The 22,896-nt window shown below is 60.2% G+C and carries 11 protein-coding genes; 4 read left to right on the plus strand and 7 right to left on the minus strand.

From position 1 onward, the window contains the following. The first annotated feature begins 87 nt into the window (after positions 1–87). From QX010_RS11540 to QX010_RS11550, 3 genes are all read left to right on the plus strand, one after another. Positions 88–468, plus strand: coding sequence for a DUF4267 domain-containing protein (locus QX010_RS11540; protein WP_316179566.1), 381 nt, complete (start codon positions 88–90; stop codon positions 466–468). Position 469: 1 nt separating this feature from the next. Next, a complete protein-coding gene (locus QX010_RS11545; RefSeq protein ID WP_315801845.1) occupies positions 470–790 on the plus strand; it encodes a DoxX family protein in 321 nt (106 codons plus the stop codon). 123 nt (positions 791–913) lie between these two features. Further along, on the plus strand, positions 914–1,075 hold the full coding sequence (locus tag QX010_RS11550; RefSeq protein ID WP_315801844.1) for a hypothetical protein: 162 nt from the start codon (positions 914–916) through the stop codon (positions 1,073–1,075). 105 nt (positions 1,076–1,180) lie between these two features. On the opposite strand, the gene QX010_RS11555 is transcribed toward QX010_RS11550, so the two are convergent. Beyond that, positions 1,181–1,789: an SRPBCC family protein gene (locus QX010_RS11555; protein ID WP_316179568.1), complete on the minus strand. Its 609-nt coding sequence runs from the start codon at positions 1,787–1,789 to the stop codon at positions 1,181–1,183. 3 nt (positions 1,790–1,792) lie between these two features. On the opposite strand from QX010_RS11555, the gene QX010_RS11560 reads away from it, so the two are divergent. After that, positions 1,793–2,104 (plus strand): hypothetical protein, encoded by a 312-nt coding sequence (locus QX010_RS11560; RefSeq protein WP_315801842.1) that lies wholly within the window; start codon positions 1,793–1,795, stop codon positions 2,102–2,104. 1,310 nt (positions 2,105–3,414) lie between these two features. Here the strand turns inward: QX010_RS11560 and QX010_RS11565 are convergent. From QX010_RS11565 to QX010_RS11590, 6 genes are all read right to left on the minus strand, one after another. Then, complete coding sequence (locus tag QX010_RS11565) at positions 3,415–4,614, minus strand: IS256 family transposase (RefSeq protein ID WP_316179569.1); 1,200 nt, start codon at positions 4,612–4,614, stop codon at positions 3,415–3,417. Positions 4,615–5,225: 611 nt separating this feature from the next. After that, a complete protein-coding gene (locus QX010_RS11570; RefSeq protein ID WP_316179572.1) occupies positions 5,226–7,088 on the minus strand; it encodes a hypothetical protein in 1,863 nt (620 codons plus the stop codon). A gap of 145 nt (positions 7,089–7,233) precedes the next feature. Then, a complete protein-coding gene (locus QX010_RS11575) occupies positions 7,234–8,232 on the minus strand; it encodes a phosphatase PAP2 family protein (protein WP_316179574.1) in 999 nt (332 codons plus the stop codon). A gap of 575 nt (positions 8,233–8,807) precedes the next feature. Next, on the minus strand, positions 8,808–10,343 hold the full coding sequence (locus QX010_RS11580; protein ID WP_316179576.1) for a hypothetical protein: 1,536 nt from the start codon (positions 10,341–10,343) through the stop codon (positions 8,808–8,810). 450 nt (positions 10,344–10,793) lie between these two features. After that, positions 10,794–21,584 carry a calcium-binding protein gene (locus QX010_RS11585; RefSeq protein ID WP_316179578.1) on the minus strand — a complete coding sequence of 3,597 codons (10,791 nt, stop codon included), beginning with the start codon at positions 21,582–21,584 and terminating at the stop codon, positions 10,794–10,796. Continuing rightward, complete coding sequence (locus QX010_RS11590) at positions 21,584–22,831, minus strand: hypothetical protein (protein WP_316179580.1); 1,248 nt, start codon at positions 22,829–22,831, stop codon at positions 21,584–21,586. The genes QX010_RS11585 and QX010_RS11590 overlap by 1 nt, the downstream gene beginning before the upstream one ends. Positions 22,832–22,896 lie beyond the last annotated feature (65 nt).

Consider the following 22,896-nt stretch of genomic DNA (forward strand, 5'->3'; position numbering starts at 1 on the left):
ACCATACCACCGCTTGACGATCTAGCAACGCTAGAATATTGTCCTAGCGTTGCTAGGTTATCGACGGCCGTTAGAACGGAGGGTCGCATGCACTGGTTTTCGTTTGGGCTTGCCTTGCTGCTGGCGGTCGCGATCATCGCGATTGGGGTGCAATACGTTGCTCGCCCGTTCACTGCGATGCGCAGTTTCGGGCTGCCACTGCCCGAGACCGGCGCCAACGTCGCGTGGTGGCTGCGGCTCAAGGGCGTGAGGGACATCGTCTCGGGCCTGGCGGTCCTTGCATTGATGATGTGGGGTAGTTCCGGCGCGGTTGGCCTCGTCCTGCTGGTCGAAGCCGTCATTCCAGTTGGCGACATGCTGGTCATCCTTGCCGCGAACGGCTCGAAGACGAGCGCCTTCGGCATGCACGGCGTCACGGCCGCGATCATGGTCCTGGCGGCCCTGCCCCTGGTCACCGGAGTGTCTTGAGATGGCGCACGCTGTTTCGATCTGGCTGCTGGTCGCCGCCTTCTTCGGCGCCGGCGTCTTCAACGCGGTCGGTACGGCCGACACACGGCGCGATTTCGCCCGTTGGGGCTACCCCGCCTGGTGGGGCAGACTGACCGGCGGGCTGGAGATCGTCGCCGCCATTCTGATTGCGCTTCCCCAGGCTCGCATCGTCGGCCTGGCGCTTGGATCGGCGATCATCGCCGCGGCAGCGGTGACCGTTCTGCGCCATCGCGATGTCCGGCACCTGCCGCCGATCGGCGGATTCGTCGTCCTGCTCGGGCTTGCCGCTGCCGCGCCCTGAAGGATCGCGCGGCGTTCGGAGAGCCGGATTCTCGCGCCTGCTGTCGGTCAGCGCCTGTCCTGCGATGAACCTTCTGCCTCCCGTCTTGACCTACCTCAGGGCGGGAGGAGATTGAGGTCGCAAATGACGGCTCTGACCAAGGTATTTTATAAGGCATTTTCTGAAACATCCGAGGGTCGCAAACACGCGTTGCTCAAACACCTCTTGCTGCTCGGTGCCGCCATATTGCTGGTGGCGGCGATGGCGCTGACCTACGGAACAGATCTGAGCCCCGGCTTTTTCTGAGCGGCTTTTTCTTCCTCTGCTTCGGCGAACAGCGGTTGCCGTCGACGGCATGTCCTTATGATCGGCATGCGCATGTCTGCCTCGGGCATGAGCGGAAAACCGGGCTTATCGCGCCTCGACCAGCGCCGCGAGTTTCGCGAGTGCCATCCGCCAGCCAGTCTCGTTGTCGGTCGGCGATACCGCGCGTGGCAGTCCAGCGTGGGTGGCGTGAAGTTCGGTCCCGCCATCCGCGTCGGCAAGCGTGATGGTGATCGTCATCTCGCCGCGCAGCGCGGGATCCGTGGTCTCGAACTCGTCCACTTCGACAACCTGCTCATTCGGGACGAGCTTCACAAAGCGACCGCGATATGTGTCCGTTTGCGCGGTCGTCTTGCCCGCCCCGGTCGGCACGTCATAGGTGAGCGAAATCCGCAACGAGCCGCCTTCACGGGCGTCGAACGCATGCACCTCGCAGGTCATTCCGTCCGGCACTTTCCATTTTGCAATTGCGCGTGGATCGAGCAGCGCTCGATAGACCGCCGACCGAGGCGCGGCGATGTAGCGCCGTATCGAAAGGGTCTCGTCCATGTTCATTCCCTGCTGACCTTGCGCATCGTCTCGAACCGTCATCCGATAGGACCGATGGTGTACCGGCGGCAGGCTTTTGGATAGGCTCGTTGCCGATGATGCGGCCTGCCGCTTGACGCGACCGACGAACAGCACCCGGGAGTCCATACGATGATCACCCTGGGACGACATCGGCCGCTGATCCAGACTCCCTTGGACGAAGCGACTGCCCTGGTCGCGATCTTAGACATCGCGGCCGACGCGATCGCCCAATTCGATCCCGATCATTCTGGCCGGCCCACCCCATCGACGACGAGACTGCCGACGGCGATCCCAGCTTCTACAAGGGCGCCGCCGGGTGTGATCTGGGCCCCCGACTGCCTGCATCTTCGGTTGTTTGTTCTGGCTGGCGAGATAGCAGAAGGGCAGATCCAAGCCGGCATGTTCGTCACCGTGCCGCTGGACTCTTCGCTGTCTTGGTGATGAAGGCGCCGTCGATCTGAGAAACCTTCGCACACGTGACGAGCTTCGGCTGGTGGACCAGGTTCTATCTATTCTCCGGGCACGAACTTCAAACGACGCATCGGCAAAAGCGAGGAGCGCACGCGACCCGACGGGCAAATCGCTGCTGCGAGACTCGCGTACGCCCAGCAGATCCGCCCAGCACCCGGAGCCCACGCTCTAAGAAAACGCCTCCGTCAGAAAAATTCATTCGCCTGCGGGTTCAAACACATCTCTCTATCCAGCCCTCCCGGCCTGAAGATTTTTGTTTCTTTTTTACAGAAATCATGATCTTCTCTCTCCATCCCGTCTCACAAGAGGGGCGCTTCGCGGTCGTCACGAACGTCGAGGCGGGATGCGGTGGGCGTGTCGATGTCGCAGCGTGGTTCTCCACGCCGACGAACGGCGGCGATGCGCACGGTCAAGTCGCGTGGTCCTGACACCCCGACGCTGGTGTCACGCTTGCGTTGGCGCTCACGCGCGGCGCGGGCAACGGTGGCCAGAAAGCCCGGCGCACCGGGGAGATCGCGAAGCAGCCGTCAAAACCATCGTGCGGGGAATGCCGGGTGATCTCGGCTGAACCTGTGGTGACTGCCGCCTGCTTTTTTTCTGCAGGCGGGCCATGGGTGCGGCCAGCGCCCGGCATTCCCCGTGCCCTCTTCCAAGAGAGGGACATCGATCAGCAAAGCTCGGACGCGAGAATGCGCCGCGAGGCAGCGAAGCCATGTCGCAGCGCCCTCATCACAATCTAACCGCCGTCATTGCGAGCGAAGCGAAGCAATCCAGAGTCGCGCGCGCGACTCTGGATTGCTTCGTCGCTACGCTCCTCGCAATGACGGAGAACTTGACCGAAGAGACTCGTCATGGATGGCCGGTTCAAGCCGGCTTGCCGCCGTCACGACGACGCGGCGGCGGAGCCCGCGGTTGCGTCGCCCCGCGATCGTCACGCGCGCCTCGCGTTCACAAGGGAGGATATTCAACGATCGGAAAACCAGACCGAGCTGGGTCACCGGCCGGACCGGCCGATGGTGGGCACGACAGGGGCGAAAACACGGATCAAGATCAATGATTTAGGCACCCGCACCAGCGTTCCAGGGCTCTTGGTTTCAAAAGGGAATTTCTGGCGATGCCCGCACCATCCAAGGGGTAGGTTGGAAGCCAGAATCGCCTGAAAGTTGCCAAGACTTCAGAAAAGTTGACTGCTTGCCCTTTGGGCTCGGCGGATCGTGTCCCATAGAGTGGTGTAGCTGGCATGGTGGGTCACCGGGCGATTCCGGTGCGGGCCGAGCTGGTCAGCCCGCCACAGCGGGCAGGCCGGCAATGGGATCATCGCTCAAAGGCGCGATGGTTTCCAGCGTCATGTAGCGAGCGCGCTGGACGGCCCACTCGTCGTTCTGTTCGAGCAGGATCGCGCCGACGAGACGGACGATGGCTTCCTCGTTTGGGAAGATGCCGACGACCTCGGTGCGGCGCTTGATCTCGCCATTGACCCGCTCGATTGGATTGGTCGAATGCAGCTTGGCGCGGTGCTGTGCCGGGAAGCTCATATAGGCGAGTACGTCAGGCTCGGCCTCATCCATGAGGGCTGCGAGCTTGGGCACCTTGGGACGGATCTGGTCGGCGACCTTGCGCCATTGTGTCTGGGCTGCCTCGGCGTCGTCCTGGGCGAAGGCCGTGGCGATGAAGGCGGAGACTACGCGGCGTCCGCTCTTGCCGGCATGGGCGAGAACGTTGCGCATGAAGTGAACGCGACAACGCTGCCAGGTGGCATTGAGCACCTTGGAGACAGTGGCCTTGATGCCCTCGTGAGCATCCGAGATCACCAGCTTCACGCCACGCAGGCCACGGCGTGTGAGCTTGCGCAGGAACGCGGTCCAGAACGTCTCGGCCTCGGACGGGCCGACGTCCATGCCCAGCACCTCACGCCGGCCGTCGCTGTTGACGCCGATCGCGACGATCACCGCGACCGAGACGATGCGCCCCTGCTGGCGCACCTTCACGTAGGTGGCGTCGATCCACAGATACGGCCAGTCGCCCTCGATCGGACGGGCGAGGAAGGCCTTCACCTTGTCGTCGATCTCGCCGCACAGCCGGCTCACCTGGCTCTTGGAGATGCCGCTCATCCCCATCGCCTGCACGAGGTCATCGACTGAACGGGTCGAGACGCCCTGGACGTAGGCTTCCTGGATCACGGCCGTTAGCGCCTTCTCGGCCATCCGGCGCGGCTCCAGGAAGCCCGGGAAGTAGCTTCCCTTGCGCAGCTTGGGAATACGCAGTTCGACCGCACCGGCACGCGTCTCCCAGGTCCGGTCACGATAGCCGTTGCGCTGCGCCAGACGCTCGGAGCTCTTCTCGCCATAGGCCGCTCCGGTCAGCCCGGCGACCTCCATCTCCATCAACCGCTGGGCTGCAAAGCCGATCATCTCGCGCAGAAGATCGGCGTCGGGGGCCTTCTCTACGAGCGCACGAAGGTTCATCATCTCGTCGGTCATCGGTGGTTCCTCGAATCAGGTTGGTGTCAGCAACCCGACCCTACCGGGCAATCGCCGGTGACCACCGCAAAGCCGTCCACCCGCTACGGCGCTATGGGGAGCGCGCGGGCGGACGGCTTTGCTCTACCGAGTTACACCACGCCCGGGGACACGACCGCTCGGCGCCCAAAGGTGAAGTTCGGATCCCTCGTTCGCCCAACCTCTCCTGTGTTTCGATGGTTGCGGGGAGGCGCAAGACTCGCGCACGCGCGAGATCCACCCATGCGTCGTGCCGACACCCCGCTGCCAGCTGGCATTGCAATGCCCCGCGATCGCGTTCTCTTCATATACCCAGGGCCGCTCAAGGTCCTTGGTCCGCGCCCCAGTACCGCGCGCAGGCGCGCGGACCGAAGCTTCATTGTGCGAGTTGGTGCTCAACCTTCCTGAGTCCTCTCGCTTCAAGAGGATACCCAATTGCAACCGAGTTCGCGCCGATGCGGCCGCGAGATCGAGAGCGCGCACCCACGGACCGGGTAGTGGACGCAGTATTGACGGGACGGATCAGAATACGGGCAGTTGCGTGAGCAACTTGACTTCATCTGCGCCAAACCTAAGCCGCCGGAGTTGGGCCATCATCCCCGAACACGCCAAACCGCGATTTTGGACGAGGATGCGAGTCCCAATGGCTCGAGAAATTCAGGAACTTCGCCTCGAGCCAACAATGATTCTAAGCCATCCGGAGCGCGCTCAATAACGTTACGATTTGGAGATGTCCGACACGTGACCACATAATCGACGTGGTAGTCTCGTAGCATCTGATGCGCGACCGGCGCTGGCGCAAGCATGAGCTTGAGCATCGCGAGATTGCCATCGTTGTTCCGGTGGTATGGGGCCGCAAACACGGCGTGTTTCGTCGCAGCCAATATGGCCGGGCCGAGATCGATCGGCGCCATGACGCTTCCTCTTGCCAATAGCCCCATAGGCTCGGCATCCGAAACACTTTGGCATCGGGACTCGTCAGGTTCAAATACCATTTCAGTCGGCTCTACCATCGAATCGATCAGTGGTTTCGCGCATTTTCCAAGCACTGCGAACATGACCGGAGAGACGACGAACGCCACCAGAACGAGGCTGCTTGTCTGGGCAAGCGATGGCCAGATGAAGACGGCGGCTGCGGCGAATATTGGCGCTGCCGCCATGGCAGCCCCGCCTGTTCCGCGCATTTCCCACACGCTGATCACAATCAACGTCGCGAGGGCAGCGACACCAACACCCCACCGAAATCGATCAACCGGGTTGGCTCGCAAAAATGCCGCTGCCGCGATTGCCATTGTTATAAGAGGAAACGCGTAAAAGCCGAGTACTTCCTCTGGACCGATCCGGATCATCTCCGCCAGGGATACGGTCTCCTGAACATGATCGAGCCATAGAGAAACGACCAGCGGATCAAGCTGCGAATACGGCAACACCAGCGATCGCGCAAAAAGCAGGACGAACGCACCGAGCAAGGCGATCACGGTTCCGGTCGCAGTACCAACACGCAGCCATAGCGAGGATCGGTAACGCTCAATTCCAACCATTAGCACCAGGCCAACGCTCCCGCCCACGGTCAACAAAAGCAGCGGGCCCCCGAACGCGTCAAGCACGGGGAACGTTAGTTCCTCTGCCGGAACCAACGCAAATCCGAGAGCCGCCGATGATGCGGCTAGCGCGAGAGCAAAGGCCGAGACTTCGCGCGCAACCTCTCCACCACGCCAGACGAAAAGACCCGCCATGGCACCGCATATCGTGACGATCACCGGCAGGATCTCAACTCCGATTGCGAGCGACACAGATCCGGTCAACGCTGCGAGCGCCGCCCTGGTCGCGCTTCGATCGGCCTGGATCGCAAAGAGAAGCATCAGGAGCAAGAGATCGATTTGCACGTTGTGATGATCGATCGCGCCCGGCTTGAAGTGTATCAATGCTGGCGCTGCCAGCATAGCCAGCACAGCTGCGCCCAGCGATGAGGCCGCGACGCCTTCGCTCATACGGTAGGCAATCGTCCCGACGAGCACGAGAGCCACGAGAAGCAGAAGTATTGGCCAGACGAACAGCGTTACCGCTTCCGCATGGAGCGGACCGATCAAAGGTTTCAGTGTCAGGATCGATATAGCTAGTGGCAGATCGACAATGCGCGACCAATGCATGAGCACGCCGGATGGACCCAGGCGGTATTGCCGGAGATCCCACCAGGCCTGGCCGTCGAGAAAATCCCGGATTTCGACAAGACGCATCGCATCATCGGTCGACATGGCGTCGAAAACGACGCCCCTGATCGAGAGCAGCTTGAACGCCATCGCCGCAGTAAGCCCCAGCACCAGGATCAGGATCAGAACGCCGACCGCTCTTACTCTGCCTTGGCTTGGAACCGAGTTCAAACTCGAAACGGCGTCTGACATGATGAGCCCACTGGTTCCCGCAGCATCAACAACCGAAATTAACTGGAGCAGCACGCACCGCGTCGAACTGCCCAACGTCTGCACGGCACTGAGCCCATCGGGTTCAAGTGCTCCGCCAGCCTGCAGATATCGAGCCGATTCGTTGCTCGCCGGACCCAACTCGGCCCGTGTGGCAGCGCCACCAAGATGTGACCGGGGTCTACTCCGACGAAGATCCGGCGTTTGGCATAGCGGACGGCCAATAAGCGTGCGATTGCGCGCGGCGCTGTGAACTGACCAATAGGGATCTCAAGAAGTGCTTGACCATCACGATGGACCCGCCAGCCACAACGGCGCCTCCGATTAGGTCGATGATGTAGTGCGCACCGATCAGGGGCGTCGCGGCAACCATCCAGGTATTGAGCGCGATCGACGCCGGCCGCAAAACTCGGATCGGCCACAAAGCCCAGATATAAAGAACTGCCGACGCCGTGTGGAAGCTTGGGAATGATACGATGCCCGCCAGCCTGAGCACGTCGAGCTGTCGTAACGACCCATCTCGTAACGCGAAGATATCCCGAAGCTGCGCCGCGTAATTTGCTGAGTCAACCTTCGGGAATTGCTCGCCCGGCGACAATCCCAGACCATAATAAGTCCCTATGGCCGGAATGAAGGCGGACACGACAATCGTTACAGCGAGTGCAACGCTCAATGTCAGCACGAATTGCTGAAGTCGCAAGAACCGCGACCCCATCGCCAAAATGATCGGGATCGCGAGCAGGGGCCACTTGATGAAGCCGTATCCAACTTTCAAGTAGTGTCCGATCCAGCTGTGGGCATTAAAAAACGCTGCAATCCCCTGGGGATCAAACCCAATTGCGCGGTCGATCCACAATAGGCTCCGATCCTGTAGGGGCCAATTCATCGCGTTTGCGACATAACTAAGAGGGCCAGCGATCGCCGTGAGCAATATGATCTGAGCTGTGACACCAAACCAGAAGACAAGTTTAGGATCCGCGGAAGCCTGCCTGATGTGGGCATAAGCATAGGCAATACTCGCAAGCGAAATCGCAATAGCAACGAGAACTCCGAAACCCACTGGCTCCAAGGAAAAGTCGGAGTACGTCAAGGCACTCAATAGCGCCGCGCCTAACAGAGCGATTGGCAGCCAGTTGAGATTGAGTGTTTGCCACGCGAGGTTTTCTTCGTCGGTTTTCATGCCTGCAGGCCATCGTTTCCTTCAACGAAGCTCTTTTGACGATCGCGAGCGCAACATCTGACGAAAGCACGGAACATTGGATCGCATTCCCAGGGAGCTGGTCGCGGCACATCTCTCAAGCAGGGCTCTTAAGCCCGGCCAGTAGCCCGCAGATCACCCGATCTCTCACCCCGCAAAATTACGGGACAAAACTTAAGGTAGTGTGAAAAAAGGAGATCCTGAGATTCACGATTCACAAACGAGGCACGTTCTGAAGCCATTTTGCAGAGCGGCCGGATTCATGAGAGGGCATTTTGGTAGATCTGGCTGGGCACAATTCTCTCACCGGTTGCGTACCATTGTGGAACCTGTGCCGCGGCTTTTGCGCGGGGATATAACGCCGCGCGATCTCTAGGCTACGGCAGCAACGAAACCACGCTTTACAATCGTTTGGCCGGTGAGCGAGAGCCCTGGAGTAGATCGGTGAAGCAGAGCGGGCGCTGGTGGAAACCTCGCCGTCAACTTTCTACGCAAATGCGCATCAGCTTCTGCTGCTCCGGGGGACGCAGTACCTGGCGATATCCCTTGGCGCCACGTCAGCGCGCGACAGCGGGCCTGACATAGACACTTTCGTACTTCCCGATATGGTCCTCAGTCCAGCCTCGCTTTCCTACGAGGAACTGCCTCAATTCATCATGCCCCTTAAGCCACAAGACAGCATCGATATGGTACTTCTCGAGCACCTCATCCCAGGCGGCTTCATCGACCTCCCAATGCACGAGCTTGAAGTAGTCGCGGAGCAACTCATCAGGATAAGCCGTGGCCGCTCGGCCGTCGACAAAGAGCCGGACTGATCCATGGGTAAGGAAGATCAGATATCCTCCAACATTCCAATGGTTAAGCACCCGCGCATGCGCAAGATGCTTCTCCAGGTATTCGGCGTCCTGCTCCGACAACATGTTTGGCAATGCCAAAGCCGGCTGTACTCGGATAAAAGTAACCGGAAGGACACATGCGCCAACGAGCGCTGCAGTCAGAAGCGCCCGCTGAATTTGCGGCTTGGGCAGCCGAGTGGGAAGAAGCCGATCGAGATGAAGAGCCACCGGCACCGTCGAAAAGATGAAAAAGAATGACATGTATCGAAACTGGCAAAGTCCGAGCGCGAGAAATACCCAACACAGAATGCGGTGCTCGGCGCGGATTTTCGCCGTTACGCCGTACCGCAGTTCCAGCGCGATGAACGCAATAATGTAGGCCATTCCGGGAAGGCTGCCCGGAATTTCGACATTGTGAGAATAGGGAAGCCACTCTCCAATATGTCCCTGAACAAAGTGTCCCAAGGTAGCCGCCACACCTTTGTAGATTTTCCAGCCGAGCGGATTGACGAAGGTAGCCGCTAGGCAGCCGCAACCAGCCACTACGATGGCTTTTAAGTCGTTCCAGTCACCTCGGAGAATGGCCCCGCCACCGAAGACAGCGAGGATCATGAAGCCAAGCACGAATCCACCGTGCAAATTCACCCAGAGCACCATCAGCAAGGGTAGCAACGACAGTTTGGTCGGCCGCAAACACTCCCGGTAGAAAATCACGCTGAATACCATGGTCGCGATGTTGGGAGATGCTGCGAGATAGCTGTTAGGCGCCGTATCGTAGGAGGGATACAGCAGGCAAACCGCAAATGTCCCGATGCAGGCGGCGAACGCGGAAGCGCCACTTCGCAAGCAAGCCGACGTGAGATATCCAGCGATCAGGATTCCGCACACCAAGACGAGGACAACAAGACCTCCGTATCCGCCGAACTTGAAGATTGTGCTGGCAACCACGTCCCATAGCCACGAGAGATTGAACCACTGTTGGGTCCCGAGGGTGAACGACCAGGGATCCTGGAAGGGGATGCGCTCTTCCGTTCGAATCAAGTCGCCAGCGGCAAGATGCCAGCCAAGGTCGTAATGACTTAGGACGAGTGATGCGTTGGAAAGATAAAAGACGCTCAAAAGAGAGATCAGGAACGCGTAAGTTCCCAAGTGGTGCGACGGCGGCTGATCGGTCGCAGCCGACGTGGCCAGCACCTCACGCCCGGGTAACGTCTGCTCGCACATGTTGTACTTCTGCCTTCCCAGCAGCGCGCGCAACCCACTTCGTTACCGATATTTTTGCGCTACCTGTACCTGAATACGGGAGGGCGTCTAAGGCGGAGTAAAAAACACGTTCGCATCCATCTCCTCGCACGGACAAATGGACGCTAGTTAACAACCTATGAATGACAGATGTGCCCGGGCCGGCTGATGGAAACGGCGTTTTGGACGGGCGTCCCCAGAGGCGAGGAAGTGCCGCCGTCGTCGCGATGAAGGTGAGTCTTGTCAACGATCGTAGCTGGCTTGCCGCACCAGTCGACGAGGGACTTACTTCCCCCTCGTCTGGCGCCGAGATTGAGGTGTTCGCAATCCTGCAGAATCACTAGTTGCTGGCGTGGCCGGCGGCAGAGGATGCGGAGGCACGTCGGGAATCAGGCCGAAATGAGATTGAACTGGCGCGCCCGACGAGTCGAGCGAGCCAGCTTTCGTCTCCGTGTACCTCACTCTCTACGCGTGCCAAGCGGCTGCAATCGATGCCTGCAGGCTCGGGTCGCTGGACGCTGCCTGGCTCCCTGCGCTGGTCGGATCGAAGCCCGCATGGCTAGACGAATAGCTCGCCATGGCCTGGACCAGCTGCGAGATCTGGCTGTCAATCTTGAGACCGCCGGCGGTGATCTCCTGCAGCTGGTTCGATGGCGCCGAAAACCAGTTCTTGATCGTGACGTTCTGAGTCGTGCCGAGCAGGTCGATCTGCAGATCGTTGCCGGACTGCAGGAACCAGAGATCGTTGTCCGTCACGCCCGTTCCGAAAGCTAGCTGTCCGCTGGCGGTAGAGCTGCTCGCAGTTCCGTTCACGATCGTCTCCTGGCCCGCGCCGAACAGGTACCGATCGTTTCCTCCGCCACCGATAAACGTGTCATTGCCGGCGCCGCCAACAAAAACTTCAGAGCTAGCTGTTCCTGCCAGCGTAGCCGAACCTGCTGTGCCGGTAGAGCCGGTCCCGACCACGAGCTGCACCTGCTGGTCGGCAAATCCGAGCGAAGCAATGCCGGACAGCGTGTCGGTTCCGTCCGGACTGCCGCTGCGCAGGTCGCTGACCACGACCTGATTAGCCGAATTCAAAGATACCGTGTAGTTCGCAAAGTTGCCGGAGAATGCGGCCGTATCAACCCCGCCCCCACCGACGATCACATCGTTGCCTCCGGATCCGACGAATATCTCGTTGGCCGCGGAGCCGCTCAACGCATCGACGCCCGCCGTTCCCGAGACGACACCGATCGCTGCGTCAGCAAAGATCAGCTGCGTCAGGCCGACCGCGGAATTGGCGCCCGATGCGCCTGCACGAGTGTCCAGGATCAAGACATCGCCGAAGGCATCGGCGGCAAATCGATAGCTGCCGTAGCTTCCGGCAAAGATCAGGCTGCCGGTCGCAGTCGCAAAACTGTTTGCTCCTGCCGGCGCCGTCAGCGTCACGACCTCGCCGCCTCCATTCTGGAAGTAGCGAACCTCGACCGCATGCGCCCCGATCCCCAGTGTCACCTGACCGGAGACCGTGTTATTGCCGTGCAGCCCGTCATTGTTCACGACCCGCACGCCATCGATGTAGAGTGCGGAGCCGTCGTCGGAAGCGAGGCTGAACGTATAGGTTCCAGCCGTCGTGATGGTGAGGTTGGCCTGGTAGGCCGTCGCGAAATTGACGTGCGACGAGGCTGGCCAGGCTGCGTCTGCGGTGCCCGAGATCTGGGACACTGTCGTCACAAAGCTCGGCGCAGCCCCCCAGTTGACGTCCGACAGCTGCGACGGTCCGGACGTCAGGGCGAAGAATTTCGCGAGAAAGCCCGCTTGACCGTGCCACGCACCCGCCATCGCGCTCTGCAAGGCGAGGTCGCTGGGGACCTGTGAGACCGACGCCGGATCAAAGCCCGGGTGGGCCGCCGTATAGGCTGACATCGCCTGAACCAGCGTCCCGATCGCGCCGCCATCCAGCACCGTCGTTCCTGCAGTGATAGTCTGCAACTGGCTGGCGGAGTCTGCAAACCAGTTTGCGACCGTCACCCGCGTCGCTGTGCCGAGCACGGCGACCACCAGATCGTTGCCCGATTGCGTGAACCACAGCTTCTGCGCTGTGGCCCCGCTGCCGAAATCGATCTGGTTCTTCGCGTCGGCCGTCGCCGACAGATTGATGGTGGCTTGCCCCGTGCCGGACGACACCCGGAACAGGTTGGAGCGTGTGCCTCCGAACGCCGTCTCGGCCCCATCACCGAGCACAAAGATGTTGGAGCCCGTCGCGTTGCCAACCAGGGTCGGATTGCTGCCGCTTCCGGTCCAGGTGAAGGTCAGCGACGCGTCCCTGACTGCGGCCCGGTCCCAGACCGTGCCGTCGGCAAACCGGACCTGCTGGACGCCGCTGGTGCTCGACTGCACCATGTTGTCGATCCTGATCAGATCGCCGTTGCCGCCGATCGTCAGCAGCCAGTCGTTGCCGTTTGAGGCTACGGCCACCGCCACGTCGGATGGCCGGATTCCGGCTCCGAGCGACAGCACATTGGCCGCAGTGCTCGAGCTGTCGGTCTCGTCGATCTCGAGCTGGCCGTATCCGGTGTTGAACACGAACGTGTCGTTGCCGCCGCGTCCATGCGCGATATCATTTCCTCCCTTGCCGTCGAATGTGTCGGCTCCGAGCGAGCCCCAGAGGACGTCGTTGACGGTGGTGCCCGTTGTCTCCAGCGCGAGCAGCTGTTGCCGCGACAACACTGTACCGTCGGCGAACGCCACCGACTGGATGCCGCCTGTGCTCGTCAGGTCGCCGTGAATGTCGATCTTGTCGGTGTCGTCGTTCCGGATCCGAAGGATCAGATCGGCGCCATTCTCGACCTGCACATAGATGTCCTGGGCAGAGATGCCGGCGCCCAATTTGATGGCGCCGGTCGCGCCGGCGTTCAGATTGACGTCCGTCCGCCCGACGCCGCGGCTGTAAAGCAGGGTGTTGGTGCCCCCCACTGCTGCGACATTTGCAAAATTGACCGAGACGTTGCTGGCGGTGATTTCATAGACGTTCGAGCCGTAGCCTGAGCCCGATAGTCCAGCCGACGACGTGTTGCCGAGCCAAGTGAAGGTGATCGGCACCGACGCTGAGCCGCCCAGCGCGATTGAGCTGCCGTCGCTGAACACCAGTCTATTGATTGAACTGGTGGCGACACCACCGCTGATCGTCAGATCGTTGTGTACCAGAATGTTGTCGAGCGCGTTATTGCGGAACTTGACGATCATGTCGCTGCCGCTGGACTGCAGCAGCACGTCCTGCGCCGAGATGCCGGTGCCGAACTGCAACGTGCCCTTGCTCGCGCCGGGCCATACCGATAGGGCACCAGATCCTGCCGCATACTTGACCGTGTTAATTCCGGCGACACCGTTGCTGTAATCGCCGAACCCGAGATTTCCGGATGCCGACACCTCGAACACGTTCGAGCCGAAATTCGAGTTGCCAAGATTGAAGCCGTTGGTGTTACCGACCCAGGTGAAGGTAATCGGCACCGAGGCCGAACCTCCCAGCGCAATCGAACTACCGTCGCTGAACACCAGCTGATTGATCGAGCTAGAGGCAACACCGCCACTGACCGTCAGGTCGTTGTGAACGAGGATGTTGTCGCTTGCATTGTTGCGGAACTTGACGATCAGGTCGCCGCCACCGGCTTGTAGCAGCACGTCCTGCGCACTGATGCCCGCGCCGAACTCCAGGGACCCCTTGCTCGCGCCAGGCCAGGCCGTCAGGCTGCCGGATCCTTGCGCATATTTGATCCGGTTCGTTCCAGCGACCCCGTTGCTATAATCCGCAAAGCCCAGATTTCCGGCTGCCGACACCTCGAATACGTTGGAGCCGAAATTGCTGTTGCCGAGGTTGAAGCCGTTGGTGTTGCCGACCCAGGTGAAAGTCAACGGTGTGCCTAGGCCCGCAGCCGGCTGTCCGACCGGTAGCACCGCGCCGTCACTGAATGCGATGCGAATGATCGCGCTGGAGACGCCCCAGGGCTGTACGGTAAGATCCCGCGGCACGGTGATGACGTCGGTGCTGTTTCTGAACCTGATCGTCAGGTCGCCATTGCCATTCGCCTGGAAGTAGAGATCGGACGACGAGATCCCCGCTCCCATCCGGATCGTCGTGACCGTATTAGCAACGGTCACCTGGCCGCTTCCGGCGGTGAAGGGATACGCGTTGGCGTCGCTCGATCCCGCCAGGATGTCCAGGATCTGCGCTTGGCTCCAGCTGGCGCCATCACTGAAGCTGACGGTGGATAGCGTCCCGTTGCTGAACTGCGCCTTAACCGTGACGGTCTTTCCCGTCGCCGTATTCGCGATGATGAGGTCGGAGCCGTTGCGGCTGAGCGTTACCGCGGTCGAGGGAAAATCTTGCATCACCAGGATGTTGCCGCTCGTACTGTCCTCGATGACGTCGTTGCCGCCCGTCGAAGTGTAGATGTAGGTGTCGGTTCCCCCCTGGCCGTTCAGATAGCGGTCACCGGCTCCTGCCAGGATCGTGTCGGCCGCGTTGAAGCCGTAGATCGACGTCGCGCTGGAGCTCGCTGCCTGCTGCAGCACGAGGGCCCGCAGGTCCGCCTGCTTCCAGACCGTGCCATCGTCGAACACGACCTGCTCGACGCCCTGGCTGAACCAATCGTCGAGTGTCTGCTTGATCAGGACCGAACCACCGTCACCGGCGCCCGGCGCGCTCTCGGCAATCACCAGGGTCAGGTCGTTGCCGTTGCGAACGAAGCTGATGTCGGAAGGCCGGATCCCCTTGAACTTCAGAGTATCGTAACTCGAGGCGTTGCCCACCGTTCCCTCGATGATGGTGTCGTTGCCATCACCGCGGTTGTAGATATAGGTGTCGTCGCCGCTCCCGCCCGACATCACATCGTCGCCGCGTCCACCGGTGATGACGTCGCTGGTGTTGAAGCCGTCGATGACGTCGTTGCCGGCGGTCGAGTATTGTGTCAGCACCTTGAGGCGTAAATCGTTCTGCGTCCAGACGGTCCCGTTGTCGAACACGACCCGCTCGATGCCCTGGCTGAACCAGTCGTCCAGAGTCTGCTTGATCAGGATCAAGCCACCATCCCCGGCGCCCGCCACGGTTTCGGCGATGACGAGCGTCAGATCGTTGCCGTTGCGGACGAAGCTGATCGCGGCGGGATCGATACCTTGAAGGCGCAACGTATCGAACGTCGAGAAGTTGCCGGCCGGCCCGTCGATGATGGTGTCGTTACCGTCGCCGCGGGCGTAGATATAGGTATCGTCTCCGGCGCCGCCGTTCAGCGTGTCGTTGCCACGCCCGCCGATTAGGATGTCGTTGGTGTTGAAGCCATTGATGACGTCGTCACCCGGCGTGAAGGCCTGCGACAGCGCCGTCGTGCGCAGATAGTTCTGATCCCAGGTCGTGCCGTCGTCGAACACGATGTTTTCGACGCCTTGGCTGAACCAGTCGCCGAGTTCGTCCTTGAGCATGATCGAGCCGCCGTCATTGGCACCCGTCACGCTTTCGTTGATAATTAGCGTAAGGTCGTTGCCGTTGCGGCTGAAAGAGATGCTGGCCGGGCTGATCCCTTTCAGCCGCAGCGTGTCGATCGTGCTGTAATTTCCGCCAGTGACCTCGGTGATGACGTCGTTGCCGTCGCCACGGTTATAGATATAGGTGTCGTCGCCGGCGCCGCCGGCGACGGTATCGTCGCCCTTGCCGCCTTCGATCACATCATTGGTGTTGTAGCCGACGATGACGTCGTTGCCGTCGGTCGACGCCTGGGCCAGCAGCTTCAGCCGCAGATCGTTCTGGGTCCAGACGGTGCCGTCGTCGAACTTGACCTGCTCGATGCCGCGCGCGAACCAGTCGTCGAGCTCGTCCTTGAGCAGGACCGAGCCGGCATCGCCGGCCCCGTCGGCGCTCTCGGCGAACACCAAGCGCAGATCGTTGCCGTCACGGACGAGCGTCACGTCGGCCGGATTGATGCCCTTCAGCACCAGCGTGTCGAAGGCAGAGGTCTGCGCATCCGGACCGTCGATGATGGTATCGTTGCCGTCGCCGCGGGCATAGACGTAGGTGTCGTCCTCGCGGCCGCCATCGATGACGTCATCGCCCTTGCCGCCCTGAAGCGTGTCGGCATAGGAGAAGCCGTAGATCACGTCGTTGCCGTCAGTCCCAGCGCTCGCATCCATGCTCTGGATCACGTCCTCCCAGCTGACATAGGAGCCGTCGGCGAAGGTGAAGTATTCAATCCGGTCAATGGTGGTGTTGAGCAGACCGTAATCGACCCGGAACTGGCCCTTGACGGTCACGGCGTCGTCCGTGCCGGTGATCGCAATCGTCAGATCATTGGAGTTGCCGTCGCGCTGGAACGACAGGTCATCGAGCGTGATGCCCTCACCGAACCGCAGGAAGTCCGGCAGCTCGCCCCAGATCCAGGCCTGATTGTCCTCGATCGTGTCATGACCGTCGCCGCGGCCGAACATGTAGGTGTCACCGCCGTCGCCGCCTGACATGGTATCTGTGCCGAGACCGCCGTTGAGAACGTCGGCGTCCGGCGTGCCGACCAGATTATCGTCAGTGGCGTAGGACGGCTTCCCGACCGCGTTGGCGAGGTCGATCTTGTCCCAGGTGGTGCCATCGGCGAACTTGATCACCTCGATCGACTTGTCGAAATCCTGATAGGCGGTCACGAGGCCCGGCCGGCGGCCGGCGAACTCGTCGATCACCCGGATCTGGTTGTCGGTGCCGTTCTGGGTGATGACGAGGTCGAGCCCGTCACGCACGAAGGTGAGATCGGAGACGTTGAGGTGGGCGAACCAGATCGCGTCCTCCTGATTGTCGCCAAGCCCCTGCCAGACGTCCTGAATGACGTCGTGGCCGAAATTGGTGCCGACCACATAGGCGTCGTGGCCGCCCTGCCCTTGGACGACCTGATCGGAGCCATTGAGATAGAAGATGTCGTCGGTGGTGTCGCCGCCGGTCAGATTGCCGTTGCCGATCACAAGCTCCGAGGCCGGGATGTCGAACAGCTTGTCAGCGACCGCCTGCAGCGACAGGTTGACCGGAACGTTCTCGAACGCATTGACGATGTTGGCAAACAGATAGGCATCGGTGATCTGCCGTCCCTGATCGTCACGCTGGAAGTCCGGCAGCATCATGCCGATGATGCCCTTCCATTGCTCCAGATAGTTGCCAGCCGCCGTCGGATCACTCGGTGTGTGCTGGAAGATCTGCTCCAGCATCGGCGCGAACTGCTGGTCGGTGGTCGGCTTGAAGGTGTCGGTCGCCACATCATAGGCGATGCCGGCGAAGAACGGCTTAAGCTCGCCCTGCATCGCCACGCGGATGGCGAGCTTGTTCAGCTCGTTCCAGCCGGCGGTGACGGCGTCGGAGACGCGCAGGATCGCGTCCGCACTCGGATTGGTGGGGATACCGAAGCCGATTCGCTCGCCGGTGAAGCGCTCGAGGAAGGCGATGTCGGCCGCCGTCAGGATCTGCCAGCTGCCCTGCTCCGGCGTACTGCCCAGCACCTGCTGCAACGTCGGACGCTCGATGACCGCACCAGCGGCGTCACGGACGGCCTGGCCGCTGGCATAGGCGTAGAAGATCCCCTCGTCGTCCGACTTCGTGATGATGAAGTCGTAGAGCACGGCGCCCTTCTCGTTGGTGGTGCCGACGAAATGGAAATCCTCCGTCGGCTCGGTCCCAGGCGTGCCTGTCGGCACCGGAACGGCCGCCTGCCACGCATAGAGGATCGGGCGAACCGCCGCACGCAGCGCCGACAGCGACAATGTCGCCAGCGACGGCAAGGCGGCATCAACGACGTCGATCAGGCTCGGCTTCAGCGTCATCGCGACTTGCAAATCCGTCAGCGTCCCGAAGCCCTTGAGGTTCGGCCGGCTCACCGCGGCATCGCTGACGGTGGAATCCCCCAGCCATCTGGTGTTGCTGTTGTCGGTTTCGAGCTGGACGTCCGCCGCCAGCCCGGTGGTGCCGTCAGCCCGAATGAAGGTTCCCGTCTCCGAGATCGTGTCAGCGCCATCGGTGTAGGTCGACGGCGTCGCGCCGGTCGAGATCGCGACGATATCGAACTCGGCCAGCGACTTCAGCTCACCCGCATCGGTGATACCGTCCTCATTGGCATCGACCCAGACCTTGAGCGACGAGAACGTGTCGGTCTCGTCGATCACGCCGTCGCCATTGAAGTCGGCGAGGCCGTCATCAAGCGCGCTCACCTTCCCGTCGTGATTGCCGTCGAGCAGCGCGAGCTGGGCAAAGCCCGGCGTGGTCTCGTTGCCGAACATCTCGCCGACGTCGTCAATGACACCATTGCCGTTGAGATCGCGCACCAGGAAGCCGTCGTCGCTACCGATCCAGCCGACCGGCTCCGCAAAGCCATCCTTGTCGATGTCGAACTTGGCGTTCGACGCCTCCTGAATGGTGAAGCTGATGCCGTTACCGTCGAGGTCGAGCACCAGCGGATCCTTGCGCTTGGTCCGCGGCCAGCCGAACATGGCCTGCCCAACCTTCTCCGTGGCCTGGAGCATGGACGCAGCGGTCTCGAATGCATACGTCCACATATTGCTGCGGATCGTCTTGAACGTGACCTCGATGACGTACAGACCGGCGATAAGGTTCGATGCACCGGGGTCGAAATTGAAGCGCGAGATGAACGTCTCGTTGCCCTGGCGATCCAGAACGACCAGGTCACCTGAGGTGTTGTGATAGTAGCGGTCGAGATGAGTATCATACGCATAGACGCTCTCAGACCCGCCCCAGCGCACGGCGCCTGTCAGCGTCTGGCCGTACCAGGTGAGCCGGTCGGATGCATCCGCGTCCTGAATCAGCGTCTGACCATTGTGCGACAATTCGATTGTGTCGGCGCCGCCGCCGGTCTTGATGATCGTGCCCTTACCCGTCGACTTGACCGTGTCATCGCCATCGCCGAGGTTGAGCAACAGACCAGCGGCGCTGGTGCTGACCGTATCGTTCTTCGACGTCAGCCTGATCTCGTCGAACCCGGCGAAGGTGATATTGTCGAACCGAATGTCATCTCCGGCTGCGGTCAGCACGACCCCAGCCGACATGTTCCCAAAATCGAGCACATCTCGACCAGGAGCTGGCTGCGCATCGGATCGATTACCCAGACCATCGACGGGTACACCGTCAGCATTGAAACGAATTTTGTTCTTTTGATTCCGTATGCTGTCGTCGATATGCAGGTGATCCTTTCCGTTGCTGAGATCGACCTGCTCGACGCCAATCAGGGTGTCAACCCGGCCTTTGTCACCAATCGTGATTGAAACACCCAAGTCAGGGTTGAGCCCTGACAGCTTTGCACCGCTTGCCGTTATTTCCTGCCCGGCAAAATCACTCCCATAGATTGCAGTGTCCTCCCCTGCGCCACCCAGGAACGTGACAGAGGAGCCTTCAATTTGGCCGGGACGGGCCGTATAAGTGTCCTTCTGCCCACCGCCAATGATGATGTCTTTACCACCACCACCTTCGAATCTGTTTATCGCGTTGCCACCGACGATGATATCAGCAGCGCTTGATCCCTTGATATCGCTCCCGCCGTCCCCACCGATAATGACCTGTGAGGTGACAGCATCGGTCGTGATCGGAGACTTGCTCGCATCATAGGTCAGGTAGCGGTAATCAGCACCCGCCTGGGCGATGAGAACCTCCCACGACGGGAGAGCTTTCGATCCGCCTTGAATCTCAAGGTAACTTGCACCGAGAACCGCGCGAATAGCAGCACTTGACGATGATCCGCCGATTGGCGACGACATGCCGAGATCAGTCCAAACTGCCTGTGCAATCGCCGTGTTGATATCACGGACGCCAAATTTCTGCGGGGGACCGCCGTCAATCTGATCCCATTGATCAGGACTCATCGGCTTGATCTGATCGAGTCCAACGCGAACATAGCCTGCGGTTGGACCATCGGCGTTCCCTGCGCCGAACACTTCAAGTCCATCCGGCCCAACGGGCGCACCCACCGAGGGGTCGGCGACGTTAATCGAGTCGCGTACGACCTGGAGTCCGAGCTTCACCACGCCCGAGTGCACAGAAAGATTGTCGGCAGTATCGGATTTGCCTACAGCAACGGCACCTTTGGCGAGCCACGTCCCAAATCTTGCATAGAACCGATCATAGAATCCATCTGTGACATCGACCGACTTCCAAAGAGCATTCTCGAGAATCGACGGGTTTGGGCCCGCACTGCCCATGGGCTGGCTCGGCCCCGCGCGGTCGTGATCGACAACACCGGTGATACCAATTGAATCAAAGAAGCTCACGCGTAGCGCCTTGTCGGCACTCAAGAGACTCCCGAAACTCTGCGACGAATCGAGCGTTCGAATTACAAGATTATGAATTGCTGGACCATGCAGGGATATTGAGTCCCCATCGCCTATGTTCATGGACGTCTTTGGCGCAGAGAACTGATTTGCGATCAGCCCGATACTGAACCCCACGGCGCCACTCGTGAGCGCCTCCCCTTGAATCGAATAAATCTGCGATAGGTTGTTCAAATTACGATTCAGAAAGTTCAGGCGGATCTGCCGATCGAGCAGAACCTCGTCCATTATGCTATCGTATTGTCCGAAGAATTGATGAATACTGGAACGGAGCGCATCTCCGCCAAGCGTAAGTATGTTGTCCTCAATCTGGCCTACGGGTCCGTTCTTCAATTCCTCAATCGTGATGCCATGCCGCTCAAACGCATAGCGCGTCGCCTCGAACTCAAGCTGGTGCTGAAACGGCGCAGGCGCGATAAGGTAGGCAGGCAACCCGAGCGTGGCCGACACCAAACCAGCAAGCCCCCCGCCGAGCGACTGGCCAACAACAACGACCTTCCTACCGGCAGCCACTGCTTCGGCCGCTTGCGCAAGCGCAAGCGCATCATCAAACTGAGTCCTGCTGCTGGTACCCCTTCCGAGAACGAAGTTCCCGTAATTAAAATCTCGCAAATCTATTGATGAAGACCGCTCAAATCCAGCCTTAGCGACAGCAAGATCTTTAAGACTGCCCGCCATGTCCGTTCCGCGGAAGACGACGTAGACGGTATCGTCCGTATTGTTGACAACAACCCGCCCAGCAAAGCCAGTCGTATCATCGTAATAAAATGCCGAGTTTCCATCCTCGTAGATATTAGCCGCTCGAAGGCCCGTTACACCGGACACTTGAATATCGGCGTCGGATAACTGCTGATCCCCTGCCGCCCGGCGATAGACCTGCTCAGCGAGCGCGGCAGCCGTTTGCAATTCATTTAAAGACATCAAACATCCCCCCTGGTCGACGACAACCCAATTAAGAATTGTCGGAAAATGAAATCGTCACGCTCGACGATGGCTGCAGGCCTCGAATTTCTCTCACCGGACACAACAACTCCATCAACGTAGTTCGTAGCCGGAGAGTTGAGATATCGAACACTTGGTGCCTGGGCTGGGTCCGGATATTCCACCCCCGTCGGAAATGTCTCCGGCATAGGGCGACAGTATGCAAACCCGCGAGTTGCCCCACCTCGAAAGTCTATGCTAGCGCCGACATGTGGACCATTCGACAACAGCTCAAGCGCTCTTGCTTCAGGATCGCTCGGCCACGGCAAGGCTTGCCACCCGCCAATATCTGGATAGTAGGACGGTGCAACGGGGCGTTGATGACCGGACCATTCGACAGGATTTCTCCTCGGCATTCCGAAGTCTGCAATCCCATACTCGGTCTGTGAAAGCAGGTTGTACGATGCAGTCGGCTTGTCGTACTGCCGATCCGTCATCATCAATTCGCCAAATGTCGGCGAGAACGCGTCTCTCCCGCCCGGGTGCGAAGGCAGCCAATACCGCGGGCGATTGGTCGGCCATAGCTCGGCCGCACGTTGGCGCTCAGCATCCGTCAATCGAAATCGAGCGTAGCCAAAACATCCAATACCCATCGGGATCCTTGCCGCGGTCGTGCCAAACCTCTTCACAGCAACGGGGCCACTCGCTGTATGATAAGACGACCGGCTCACGAGGTTCGGCTGTTCGCTTCTGAACCTATCGAACGCGGCTTTGTCCGCCGACTCGATCGACGCACCGTCGAATTTTAATGAGGATAGCGGGCTATCGAAGGCATCATCCGTCAAATATGCCGCTCCGAAAGCCAATGTCTCAGCATCGTCAAAGACGACAATGAGCGGCAACAGGTCGACAGGCACACCACCATTTTCGGTCGTTTCGCCACGACAAGCACGAGGGGGACGGACGACGATCGCCTTTCCATCAGCCATCCTTCGGCCAAAGACGGTCGGCGTCAAACCGACTTCCAGCGTTCGTGCTCCGTCCATATAGTTCACTTGCCGCACGTCACATGCAACTACGATATCGAAACTTTGCAAATCCCCATTGTAGACCAACCTGACCTTTAGTCGGTAATAGCTCCCCCGTTCGTTATCGACTGATTTGACGAAATCCCAATTTCCCAGCAAAGCCTGTACGAACGGAGTGTTCTTGACCACGAAAAACACCACGACCACCGCCAGCAGCAAGGATATAACAAGTGCATTTCTTATTTTCATGGTGAAGCCTGGACCGAACTAAAACAGCCGAGATT

Source organism: Bradyrhizobium sp. SZCCHNRI1009 (genome assembly GCF_032487575.1).
Taxonomy (GTDB): Bacteria; Pseudomonadota; Alphaproteobacteria; order Rhizobiales; family Xanthobacteraceae; genus Bradyrhizobium.

Bases quoted from the DNA above. Each gene is read 5' to 3' on its own strand.
- QX010_RS11560 (WP_315801842.1), top strand. From the start codon at position 1,793: ATGATCACCCTGGGACGACATCGGCCGCTGATCCAGACTCCCTTGGAC.
- QX010_RS11550 (WP_315801844.1), top strand. From the start codon at position 914: ATGACGGCTCTGACCAAGGTATTTTATAAGGCATTTTCTGAAACATCC.
- QX010_RS11540 (WP_316179566.1), top strand. From the start codon at position 88: ATGCACTGGTTTTCGTTTGGGCTTGCCTTGCTGCTGGCGGTCGCGATC.
- QX010_RS11565 (WP_316179569.1), bottom strand. From the start codon at position 4,614: ATGACCGACGAGATGATGAACCTTCGTGCGCTCGTAGAGAAGGCCCCC.
- QX010_RS11585 (WP_316179578.1), bottom strand. From the start codon at position 21,584: ATGTCTTTAAATGAATTGCAAACGGCTGCCGCGCTCGCTGAGCAGGTC.
- QX010_RS11555 (WP_316179568.1), bottom strand. From the start codon at position 1,789: ATGGACTCCCGGGTGCTGTTCGTCGGTCGCGTCAAGCGGCAGGCCGCA.
- QX010_RS11545 (WP_315801845.1), top strand. From the start codon at position 470: ATGGCGCACGCTGTTTCGATCTGGCTGCTGGTCGCCGCCTTCTTCGGC.
- QX010_RS11575 (WP_316179574.1), bottom strand. From the start codon at position 8,232: ATGAAAACCGACGAAGAAAACCTCGCGTGGCAAACACTCAATCTCAAC.